This is a genomic window from Amphritea sp., from assembly GCF_016744155.1.
Classification (GTDB): Bacteria; Pseudomonadota; Gammaproteobacteria; order Pseudomonadales; family Balneatricaceae; genus Amphritea.
Genome location: NZ_JADGEW010000005.1, coordinates 177,568 through 188,255 on the forward strand (window position 1 = coordinate 177,568; position 10,688 = coordinate 188,255).

Sequence of the window (10,688 nt, forward strand, 5' to 3'; positions counted from 1 at the left end):
CTGCTTCGCAATAATATGCAGCTGCTAAGGGTGTTGATTGTTATATTCAGCTCAGAGGATAGACAAGTAATGCGCTTGGACATAAACTATACAGATCTTGTCGGGGTGCCCATTATGGCTGAGAGTTGGTGAAAACCAATAACCCGCGAACCTGATCCGGTTAGTGCCGGCGTAGGAAATCGAGATAAGCCGTAATACCTCTCTATCTGTATTCGGTTTAGCTCATATAGCTGGACCTGAACAGATGTCTGAAAAAAATATTCCTATTGCTTTGACTATTGCTGGTTCTGACAGTGGTGGTGGCGCGGGCATTCAAGCCGATTTGAAAGCTTTTTCTGCATTGGGCGCTTATGGTGCCTCTGTTATTACTGCCGTGACTGCGCAAAATACCTGTGAAGTACGGGCGATCCATCCTGTGCCGATTAAGGTGGTCAGTGAGCAAATTAATGCCGTATTCGATGACCTCAAAGTTGATGCTGTAAAGACCGGTATGCTGGGTGATGCTGAAACGGTTGCTTGTGTGGCTGATTGTCTGAGTCGTTATAAGCCTGCGTTGTTAATAGTAGATCCGGTTATGGTGGCTAAAAGCGGCGATGCATTATTACTTGATAGCGCTGTGGATATGTTGAAAAAACGCCTGATTCCCCTGGCTTCTCTGATTACTCCTAACCTTCCGGAAGCCGCTGTGCTACTAGGCTGTGCTGAGCCAACAACTCTTGCACAGATGGAAATGATGACGAAGCGATTAATGGAGCTGGGTGCCGGTGCTGTTCTGCTTAAAGGTGGGCATCTTGAGAACAGTGCTGAGGCAACTGACCTTTTCTACGACGGTGAGCAGATGGTCCGTTTGAGTTCCCCGCGTCTGCTTACTAAGAATACCCATGGTACCGGCTGTACGCTTGCTTCCGCTATTGCTGCGGGAGTTGCTGCGGGTTTAGATACTTTGACAGCCGTTAAACAGGCGAAAGAATATATTGATGCAGCGATTGCGGCTGCAGATGGTTTGCAAGTTGGGCAGGGGCATGGCCCTGTGCATCATTTTTATAAATATTGGTAGCCGGGGCTTTTTAACCGGAACTCTATAAGAAAAACTCAAGAAGTAGGTAATAAGATGGCCGATAGTCATACAGTTCTAAGTCACAGTGCACAGGTTGATGAAGCTTCAGTGCAGCCATTTCCAAATTCTCGTAAGGTTTATATAGAGGGTTCTCGTCCGGATGTGCGGGTGCCTATGCGTGAGATCGCTCTTGATGATACTCCTACTGATATGGGGGGGGAGAAGAACGGCCCTCTCTATGTTTATGATACATCAGGGCCCTACACCGACCCTGAAGTGAGTATCGATGTACGTAAAGGTTTGGCACCTCTGCGTGCTGAGTGGATTAAGGAGCGAGGAGATATTCAACAGCTTGATGGGTTGAGTTCTGAATATGGCCGTGGGCGAGAGCAGGATCTGCGTCTGGATAATCTTCGATTTGAACTGACCCGTAAGCCCCTAAAGGCTCAAGAGGGGCAAAACGTTACTCAGCTTCATTATGCTCGCAAGGGTATCATCACGCCGGAGATGGAATACATCGCTATCCGCGAGAACATGAAGCTCGCCAAGGCGAAAGCTGAAGGTGATATTGTTGCCGAACAACACCCTGGACATAGCTTTGGTGCAAAATTACCGGATGAGATTACCCCAGAGTTTGTTCGTCAGGAAGTCGCTGAAGGCCGCGCAATTATCCCTGCGAATATCAACCACCCTGAAGTAGAGCCGATGATTATTGGTCGTAACTTTTTGGTGAAAATTAACGGTAATATCGGTAACTCAGCGTTGTCTTCCTCTATTGAAGAGGAAGTAGAGAAAATGACCTGGGGGATTCGTTGGGGTTCCGATACGATCATGGACCTTTCTACCGGTAAGAATATTCATGAAACCCGTGAATGGATTATGCGTAACTCGCCGGTACCTATTGGTACTGTGCCGATTTACCAAGCGTTGGAAAAAGTGAATGGTGTCGCTGAAGACCTGAACTGGGAAGTATTCCGTGATACGTTGATCGAGCAGGCAGAGCAGGGTGTGGATTATTTCACTATTCATGCCGGTGTATTGTTGCGTTATGTACCGATGACCGCTAAGCGGATGACCGGTATCGTCTCTCGTGGCGGCTCTATCATGGCAAAATGGTGTCTTGCACACCACGAAGAAAACTTCCTGTACACTCATTTTGAAGATATCTGTGAAATCTGCAAAGCCTATGATGTGTCCTTCTCTCTGGGTGATGGTCTGCGTCCAGGCTCTGTCTATGACGCTAACGATGAAGCCCAGTTTGCTGAGCTTGAAACCTTAGGAGAGCTGACCAAAGTAGCCTGGAAGCACGATGTGCAGGTGATGATTGAAGGCCCTGGGCATGTGCCGATGCACATGATCAAAGAGAATATGGATAAGCAGCTGACCGAGTGCCATGAAGCGCCGTTCTATACGCTTGGACCACTGACCACTGATATCGCACCGGGCTATGACCATATTACCTCCGGTATCGGAGCAGCAATGATCGGTTGGTACGGCTGTGCCATGCTTTGTTATGTAACGCCAAAAGAACATCTTGGCTTGCCGAATAAAGATGATGTTAAAACCGGTATTATCACCTATAAAATAGCGGCCCACGCAGCTGATCTGGCGAAAGGACATCCTGGAGCTCAGATTCGCGATAACGCTATGTCTAAGGCACGTTTTGAGTTCCGTTGGGAAGACCAGTTTAATATCGGTCTTGATCCGGATACTGCCCGGGCTTACCACGATGAGACTTTGCCGAAAGAATCAGCAAAAGTAGCTCATTTCTGCTCAATGTGTGGCCCTAAGTTCTGTTCGATGAAGATCTCTCAGGAGGTTCGTAACCTGGATGCTGCTCAGGTGGCGGCGATTGAAGCGGCTGCTGAAAAAGGGATGCAGGAAAAATCGGAAGAGTTTAAAGAAACCGGTGCAGAAATCTATCATAAGGTGTAAACCTTAGGGGTATTCTTGCTAACAAAAAGCCGCTTTAATTAGCGGCTTTTTTGTGGCAACTTGTAATTCAGACTTAGCTTTTTATCTGTTTCAAAACTTGTTCAAAAACATGCAAATGATTTTCCATATTTTCCGGTAATGTATCCGTCAGCAGGCCGCCTAGCTGATCTGCAGCACCCACCATCATCAGATTGTCAGCCATCGCAAAGGATTCAATGCTAAACCCGTCAGCATCGCTGGTGGTTCCTTCGACTCTCTCAGAATAGACACGACCATCCAGGCTATAACCCCAGACCGGTTTTTTAAGTGCGGTTATATAGCCCATTTCAAAGGCGGTGCCTACGTCCATGCTGGGTCCCCGGAAGGGAGTCATATTAGCAATAATCAGATCGCAGCTGTCCATCAGGCTGATGTTGGCTTGAAAGATGGCAAGACCTGCCTCAAAGGGCAATAACTCTGACAAGTCCAGTTCGGTATCCAGCGGGAAGTGTCCTGAAAAACCGTATTGCTGGCAAAGTTTTTTCTTTGCGGCGCCTAGTTCATCAGCGTTAGGCCAAAATACATCGGGGCCAGCTAGATAGATGGATCGCTGCGCCATATTACTCATCCAGCAGCGGGTGGTCTTTTGGTAGTTGACGGCTGATCCATAGTGCTAGCTTATGCTTCATATTGGGTTCGTTATCCTCGCCCTTGGCCAGAGGCTGGATTAGTTTGTCCAGCACCAGGAGACGGTAGATCGCTTTAATTTTATCCCCAGCGCTATCAGTAGCTTCAAATTTTCCTGCGCCTCGGGTCGTCATATATACACCGCCAATACGGATCGCTTCTTTTACCAATTCAGCTTCATGCTTAAGCTTTTTCATCGTATTCTCCAACAGCATTGATATGGATATTTTCTGCCACTATCGCATAGCTGCCGGATCGAGGTAAATATATTAAATAAGAATTTACCGGGATGCCTGAATCGTCCCGGTAATTAGGAGATGTTTACTTAAGGAAAGGACTCGTTTTGAACTTCCTTAGTGGCTGATCATGCCATGGGGCTTATCTGACATGACCTGTTTAAAGGTCGATTGTGAAAAGCAGAGCAGATCCTCGTGATCACCTGCTTCCATGTAACAATCAGGTTCTTCTGCAAGGTGATCGTCCCAGATCACTTGCATGTTATATGCCTGGCCTAATGCTGGGACGGCACCTTTGTTACAGTCGCGAAACAGAATTTTTACGTCCCTTTGAGCTGCCGGAGAAAAGACTCGCCCCATCTGGCGGTTGATCGCTTGAAGATCGACTCGCCGATCAGACGGGACCACGGCCATCATGAAGCCTTCATCATCTCTGAGAACTACACCTTTGGCCATTCGGCGGGCAGGCACATGAGCGGAGATAGCAGTACTGAGAGAGGTTTCTCTATAGGGGTGACGAATCAGGCGATAGGGAATATCACCCCGGTTGAGATAATTTTGTAGAGTGGGAGATACAGACATCTTTAAAACCTCCTGACAGTAGTTACTGTCTGTCCTGGAGTCTGTTACATACTGGCATATCGAAGGATAGTTCAGAAATAGGTATACTGCGGGATCAGTTTTCAACTACCACGGCGTCACTATGAAATACAGTATTATTCCGGTTACCCCTTTCCAACAGAACTGCACTTTGTTGTGGTGCGAACAGAGTAAAAAAGCAGCGGTGGTAGATCCCGGTGGTGATGTTGATAAAGTCTTGGCCAAGCTTGCAGAGCTTGGGCTCGAACTGGAAAAAATTCTCCTGACCCATGCGCATATTGATCATGCAGGGGGTACAGCAGAACTCGCTAAACAAGCGGGTGTGCCGATTGAAGGGCCACACATTGGCGATAAGTTTTGGATCGATGGTTTGTCGCAGCAAAGCCAGATGTTCGGTTTTCCACAGGTTGAGATGTTTACCCCGGATCGCTGGTTGGAAGATGGTGATAGGGTGACCGTGGGCAACGAGACCCTTGAAATTCTTCATTGTCCCGGGCACACACCGGGACATGTGGTGTTTTACAGTCCTGAAAGTCAGTTGGCACAAGTGGGTGATGTGCTGTTTCAGGGGTCTATTGGCCGCACTGACTTTCCACAGGGAGATCATGCAACGTTGATCAGCTCAATCCGCGAAAAACTATTTCCCCTTGGGGATGAGGTTGCTTTTATTCCGGGCCACGGCCCGATGTCTACATTAGGCCATGAGCGTCAAACTAACCCTTTTGTCAGTGACTCCAGAGGTTAAGCGTTGTCACTGTCGGTGGTGGTTGATACGCCACCACTGACAATAAAGGTAGTGACCTTTCCTGCGCTTACGTCCAGAGGGATTACCTGATCTCTGGGGACGATAATCAGGTTTCCGGAAAAATTGTATGAATCCGGCAGATAAACAGATACATCCTCGCTGAGCCCAAATCCATTCAGATCCTCGCATGTAAGAAAACCCATGACTTTGATGCTTTTTTCTCTGTTCAGATAAACCAATACCGGCTTATCAAAGCTTTTTTTCTCGCCCAGTAACGCCTGAAACAGGTCTTTCAGAGAATTGTAGAGTAACTTTACCACTGGAATCCGTTCCATTAGGGAGCCAATTATGTTCATCATGAAACGGGTTAGATAAAGTGAGCCAGCAATGCCTGTGAGGATAATAATAGCGACAGTCAGTAAGATGCCCAGCAGGGTTTCTATCAACCCGGGATAAAGTCCCGGAATGAAATAGCCAATCAACGAACCGACAGCGGAGAACAGTGTTTCATCCAGCGCGGTGAAAATCAGGAAGACCAGATAGATGGTCAGTACAAAAGGAAGCAACAGCAGTAATCCTTGAAAGAAAAAACGCAATAATGTCTTCATGAAAAATTTTCCTGTTGAAACCCAGTAGTAACGGGTGGTTTAACTATAATTATCCCATGCCCAAATGATCTGGGAGGTGATTGATGAATCAGATAAGCTATGGAAACTACCGCATTACCGCCATGGTGAAGAATATAGGCCATAATCGCTGGATGCTTGAGCCTAAAATTTATCATAAGGATCTTAAAGATACGATTTTCCATAATGCTGGGGATCTGGAGCAGGTTCCGGAGAACCAGGTGATCGCGAAATCTGAAGAGGAAGCGATAAGCCAGTGTTTTGAGTTGGGTAAGTTAGTAATTGACGCAGACTTGCATTAAATTTCTATTTTCCGCTGCTGGTATTCCAGCGATTGCATCTCTGTAAGGCGGCTGAAGGTACGGGCGAATTCAAAGGTCAGGCTGCCTTCATGATAAATATGTTCCAATGGCACCTCAATGCTAAGGAATAGATTTACACCCCGGTCATATAGTTCGTCCACTAAACTGATGAATCGTCTGGCCGGGTCATCCATATTGCCCAGTAATATTTGTCGCTCTCCTGCTTTTACTGCCTGGCTTCCATCTTCTGTCCCTCGGGCTTTAATCTGTTCGCGAGCACGGCTCCCTAGCTGCGGCACCTGGCTGACAAAAATATGACCGAAACGGTTGGCCAGGTCTATGTAATCCAGTTGACTGCGGGCACCCATGCAAAGATGTTCAAAATCGAACCAGATACAGTCTGAGCTGACAGCCTTAACCGGTATTGGTCGTTGCATGACTGAGACAACATCATAGGAAGGCTCGGTGTTACTTATTGACTGATAATGCTGCGCCAGCTTCTCCTCTTCATGAAAAATACAAGGCGCAGGTGTGAGTGTCCGTAATCGGTGGTCAGTATTGCCAGTAAGATTGAATACCTGCATCTGTTGATTGATCGTAGCAGTGATAGGTCTCACTCTGTCTTCAAATAGCGGGTCTTTACAGAGATTCTCCGGTGGTCGGTTTGACGTGGTGATAAGAATCACCCCGCGACTAAGAAGCCCGTTAATCAGTTTGCCCAGAATCATCGCGTCAGCAATGTCATTTAGGAAAAATTCATCAAAACAGATTAGTTTATACTGCTCAGCAAGCTGTACCGATATCAATTCAACCGGATCTGCTTTTCCCTGGAGCTGTCGAAGTTGCTGGTGGATCTGAGCCATAAATCGATGAAAGTGTAATCTTAAGCTGGTTTCATCTGGTAGATGGAAAAACAGCAAATCCATTAAAAAGGTTTTGCCTCGTCCGACAGGTCCCCAAATGTAAATACCAGGTTTTCCCACCGGATTACTGCTTTTGTCTTGCAGTGCTTGGTATATAAGGTTGAGGTCAGTTGCCAGTGTTAACTGATCAGGGTCGGGTTGATATCCCTTTGCACTGATTTCTCTGTGATAGATCTCGATAAAATTAGGATGCATCGCACATATTCCGATTTCGACTGCCGCATGATAATAGTTTTCCCCGGCATAGGGATAGGTTAATCTTCCTGCCTCTGACCCAGGAGTGAGTAATGGTAATTAAACCTCTGCCGTTGATTGTCGGCTCAATGCCCGATGAACAGCAGCGTATCAGTGAAATTCTTGAAACCGGAGTTGAAACTCCGCAAGTGCTATTTTGGCAATATGATCAGGCAGCCGTCATTATGGGGTGCTCACAGCGGCCAGATGAGGGGCAGACTCAGCGTTCCCTGAAGGCCGGCTTTCCTATAATGCGGCGTCGTTCGGGTGGTGGTGCTGTATTGGCCGGTCCCTGGATGCTAAGTGTGACCGTTTTTATACCGACGGATCATCCTGTAGCGGGCCAAAACATCATTGAAATTTTCAGTTGGCTGGAGCGGATTTGGATCGATACTTTGCTGTCATGTGGGATTCCTTGTAAAGGCGTTGATCAGCAGATGATTGATCGCTCGAAGGTGGTTAGCCAGGAGCAAGATCTGAAATGGGCGTGTTACGCCTCGCTCTCCCATGGGGAGATTGTCAGTGAGGATGGCCGAAAGTTGGTGGGCTTAGCTCAGATTCGTAAACGTAAAGGTGTTGCTTTAGTCAGTGGGCTGCATCTCTACCCATGTGATTGGAATGCACTCAGCAGTATTGTCGTGGGTGGTCCGGAGCAGGGCGCATCATTACTGGCGCTGAATAGTGATGCGAATAGCCTCTCTGGCATCAGCTCAGAACAGTTGCTGCCTGAGCTGATACAGGCCTTTATTAAGAGTTTGCCCGCTGAATTTAACGGTGAGTTCTAAACTCTCAAAATTTGTCCTTTATTTGTGCAGTAACTGAGACAGTTCCACAAGATCTGGATTGAGGGGCTTTGTCTTCTCTACAATATCTTGCAGTGGTGTAGTGGTTATCTGGCTATTAGTAACACCGACCATGATATCTGTGAACCCTGCCAGTAGGTAAGTAACGGCAGAAGCCCCAAGACATGATGCTAATACCCGGTCATGGCCGGTAGGGCGGCCACCTCGTTGTATATATCCCAGAATAGAAACACCAGGCTTTTCACCCTGGGTTTCGAGCTGTTTCGCGAGCCGAAAGGTCAGGCCGGGAACAGGGCCTTCGGCAACAACAATGATACCGCTGCCGCCCTTGTTTTGAGCGCGCTGACTGGCAAGGGAAAAACAGAGGTTTTCTAGTTTAAAATCAACTTCGGGCACAATTATCATCTCTGCACCGCTGGCGATGCCGACTTGAGACGCAATATGACCAGAATTACGTCCCATAACTTCAACCAAAAAAATTCTTTCATGGGATAGCGCCGTATCCCTAATTCTGTCGATAGCGTCTAGCGCTGTGTTGAGGACTGTATCAAAGCCAATGGAATCATCTGTGCCGTATATATCGTTGTCTATGGTGCCGGGTAAGCCTACAACCGGTATACCTGTCTCTTGAGTCAGAAGGTGAGCACCGGTTAGCGAACCATCGCCGCCAATAACGATTAAGCCGTCAATACCGTGTTTCTTTAGAATCTCTGCTGCCTGGTTGCGAACGATAGGGTCTTTAAAGGCAAGACAGCGATCACTTTTAAGAATAGTTCCGCCACGCTGAATGATGTTCGTGACATGATTGCTTTTAAGTTCAGTAATGTCACCGATGATCAGGCCGCTATAGCCACGATTAATACCAAAAACTCGAAGTCCCTGATTTAATGCTGAGCGGGTAATAGCGCGAATCGCAGGATTCATTCCTGGGGAGTCTCCGCCACTGGTCATTACCGCGATGCTGTTCATGTTTTCGCTTTTTTCTAAATCAGGAAGGCGATACATAGCGAGGCCTCAAAGCTGTGAATAACTTTAATATTATGCACTTAAGCTGATTTGGCAACTGATATTCGGCTGCAGCTAGTATTTATAGCAGCTAACATACTGTGGTTTAATCGAGATTAGCCTCTTTTCAGTCTCAATAGACACAATTTGTGTGCATATTGTGTGTCATATGTTTTTGGTACGCTTATTGAAAGATAATCTGTGCAGATTGAACAGGAAAGTGTTGTCATAAGTTGCTGATCCAATGGGTAGTATGGTATCTGTATGCGCAATAAAGAGTGTGTCTAATATATTTTGTTATAATCTTGCGACTATTTAGTTAGTTCGGGTTCTGAAATTCAAAGGAGTGGAGTATGGCTTTTCGTAACACAGCAATCTCGTTAGTGATGGCGATTGGCGTAGGTGTAACTTCAATAGGTGCTTTTGCCACAGGCTCTATAACGGATGTAGTAACTATAGGTACCGGTGGTGTTACCGGTGTTTATTATCCTACCGGAGGCGCAATCTGTCGCTTGGTCAATAAATCCAGGAATGAACACGGCATCCGCTGCTCGACAGAAAGTACAGCCGGCTCAGTAGCAAACCTGAAACTGATAGAAAAGCAGAATCTTGATTTTGGCATTGCGCAGTCAGATTGGTTACATCATGCCTATAACGGTAGCAGCAAGTTTTCTATGGTTGGCGCGAATCGCGATCTAAGGGTTGTTTTCGCTATTCACTCAGAACCGTTTACTGTTGTCGCAAGAGCCGATAGTGGTATTAAAACCATAGATGATTTAAAAGGTAAACGTGTCAATATAGGTGTAGAGGGTTCTGGGCAGCGCGGTACTATGGAAGCGCTTATGAAAGCTAAAGGCTGGAATAAGAAAACCTTTGGACTTGCGACGGAGTTAAAAGCTTCAGAACAGGCCAGTGCGCTTTGTGGCAATGAGATTGATGCCATGATTTATATGATTGGTCATCCAAGTGGTGCAATTAAAGAAGCTACAACCTCCTGCGATAGTGTTTTAGTAGATGTTAGTGGTCCGGCAATTGATAAGCTGGTTAAAGATAATGGTTATTACCAGATTCAGACAATACCGGGTGGCATGTATCGCGGTAACGATCAGGACGTTAAAAGTTTTGGCGTTGAAAGCGTATTAGTCTCTTCAGTTGATACCTCGGAAGAGGTGGTCTATCAGTTAGTGAAGTCTGTATTTGAAAATTTTGATACTTTCCGAAAGCTGCATCCTGCCTTTGCAAACCTGAACAAAGAAGAGATGGTTCTGGCAACCGGAACTGAGCCTCTTCATCCAGGAGCTCTTAAGTACTTTAAAGAAGCGGGCTTTATTTCGATTGTCGAATAGTCACTAGTCGCAACTGCGCAGTTAATTTGAACGCCGCTTGCGGCTAGATCGTAAAATTTCGTTTACTGCTAGAAAAAGCAAAATAATAAAACCGCCGTCAGGCGGTTTTTTTGTTTTAAGGCTAAGCGTGCTCTTTTGCTTACAAAGCACGTTGTCATATTACGTAAAAAGAAGGCTCTCCTAGCCACGAGCAAGTCGCGAAGCGACGTT

General features: G+C 46.5%; 12 protein-coding genes and 1 riboswitch. Of the genes, 6 read left to right on the top strand and 6 right to left on the bottom strand.

All coding sequences use genetic code 11. From position 1 onward, the window contains the following. Positions 1 to 91 precede the first annotated feature (91 nt). Positions 92 to 196, top strand: a riboswitch (TPP riboswitch). A gap of 48 nt (positions 197 to 244) precedes the next feature. Next, complete coding sequence (gene thiD, locus QZZ54_RS06740; RefSeq protein ID WP_290700612.1) at positions 245 to 1,057, top strand: bifunctional hydroxymethylpyrimidine kinase/phosphomethylpyrimidine kinase; 813 nt, start codon at positions 245 to 247, stop codon at positions 1,055 to 1,057. A gap of 54 nt (positions 1,058 to 1,111) precedes the next feature. Then, entirely contained in the window at positions 1,112 to 2,992 is a 1,881-nt protein-coding gene (thiC, locus tag QZZ54_RS06745; protein ID WP_290700614.1) for a phosphomethylpyrimidine synthase ThiC, read from the top strand. A 73-nt stretch (positions 2,993 to 3,065) separates the two neighbouring features. Here thiC and QZZ54_RS06750 read toward each other — a convergent pair whose 3' ends face one another. From QZZ54_RS06750 to QZZ54_RS06760, 3 genes are all read right to left on the bottom strand, one after another. After that, positions 3,066 to 3,590, bottom strand: a complete 525-nt coding sequence (locus tag QZZ54_RS06750; protein ID WP_290700617.1) for a nucleoside 2-deoxyribosyltransferase — start codon at positions 3,588 to 3,590, stop codon at positions 3,066 to 3,068. A 1-nt stretch (position 3,591) separates the two neighbouring features. Further along, entirely contained in the window at positions 3,592 to 3,855 is a 264-nt protein-coding gene (locus tag QZZ54_RS06755; RefSeq protein ID WP_290700619.1) for a DUF5062 family protein, read from the bottom strand. A 156-nt stretch (positions 3,856 to 4,011) separates the two neighbouring features. Continuing rightward, entirely contained in the window at positions 4,012 to 4,476 is a 465-nt protein-coding gene (locus QZZ54_RS06760; RefSeq protein ID WP_290700621.1) for an aminoacyl-tRNA deacylase, read from the bottom strand. A 121-nt stretch (positions 4,477 to 4,597) separates the two neighbouring features. Here QZZ54_RS06760 and QZZ54_RS06765 point away from each other — a divergent pair, with 121 nt between their 5' ends. Next, positions 4,598 to 5,239, top strand: a complete 642-nt coding sequence (locus QZZ54_RS06765; protein WP_290700623.1) for an MBL fold metallo-hydrolase — start codon at positions 4,598 to 4,600, stop codon at positions 5,237 to 5,239. Here the strand turns inward: QZZ54_RS06765 and QZZ54_RS06770 are convergent. Then, positions 5,236 to 5,847 carry a DUF502 domain-containing protein gene (locus QZZ54_RS06770; RefSeq protein ID WP_290700625.1) on the bottom strand — a complete coding sequence of 204 codons (612 nt, stop codon included), beginning with the start codon at positions 5,845 to 5,847 and terminating at the stop codon, positions 5,236 to 5,238. The genes QZZ54_RS06765 and QZZ54_RS06770 overlap by 4 nt on opposite strands. Positions 5,848 to 5,930: 83 nt before the next feature. Between QZZ54_RS06770 and QZZ54_RS06775 the strand changes: the two genes are divergently transcribed. Continuing rightward, positions 5,931 to 6,167 carry a hypothetical protein gene (locus QZZ54_RS06775; RefSeq protein WP_290700627.1) on the top strand — a complete coding sequence of 79 codons (237 nt, stop codon included), beginning with the start codon at positions 5,931 to 5,933 and terminating at the stop codon, positions 6,165 to 6,167. On the opposite strand, the gene zapE is transcribed toward QZZ54_RS06775, so the two are convergent. Beyond that, on the bottom strand, positions 6,164 to 7,285 hold the full coding sequence (gene zapE / locus QZZ54_RS06780) for a cell division protein ZapE (protein WP_290700629.1): 1,122 nt from the start codon (positions 7,283 to 7,285) through the stop codon (positions 6,164 to 6,166). The two genes, QZZ54_RS06775 and zapE, sit on opposite strands and share 4 nt — an antisense overlap. Positions 7,286 to 7,377: 92 nt before the next feature. Here zapE and QZZ54_RS06785 point away from each other — a divergent pair, with 92 nt between their 5' ends. After that, positions 7,378 to 8,109 (top strand): hypothetical protein, encoded by a 732-nt coding sequence (locus QZZ54_RS06785; RefSeq protein WP_290700631.1) that lies wholly within the window; start codon positions 7,378 to 7,380, stop codon positions 8,107 to 8,109. An 18-nt stretch (positions 8,110 to 8,127) separates the two neighbouring features. Here QZZ54_RS06785 and pfkA read toward each other — a convergent pair whose 3' ends face one another. Next, positions 8,128 to 9,096, bottom strand: a complete 969-nt coding sequence (pfkA, locus tag QZZ54_RS06790; protein ID WP_290700632.1) for a 6-phosphofructokinase — start codon at positions 9,094 to 9,096, stop codon at positions 8,128 to 8,130. 389 nt (positions 9,097 to 9,485) lie between these two features. On the opposite strand from pfkA, the gene QZZ54_RS06795 reads away from it, so the two are divergent. Further along, complete coding sequence (locus QZZ54_RS06795) at positions 9,486 to 10,478, top strand: TAXI family TRAP transporter solute-binding subunit (RefSeq protein WP_290700634.1); 993 nt, start codon at positions 9,486 to 9,488, stop codon at positions 10,476 to 10,478. The last annotated feature ends 210 nt before the right edge of the window (positions 10,479 to 10,688 follow it).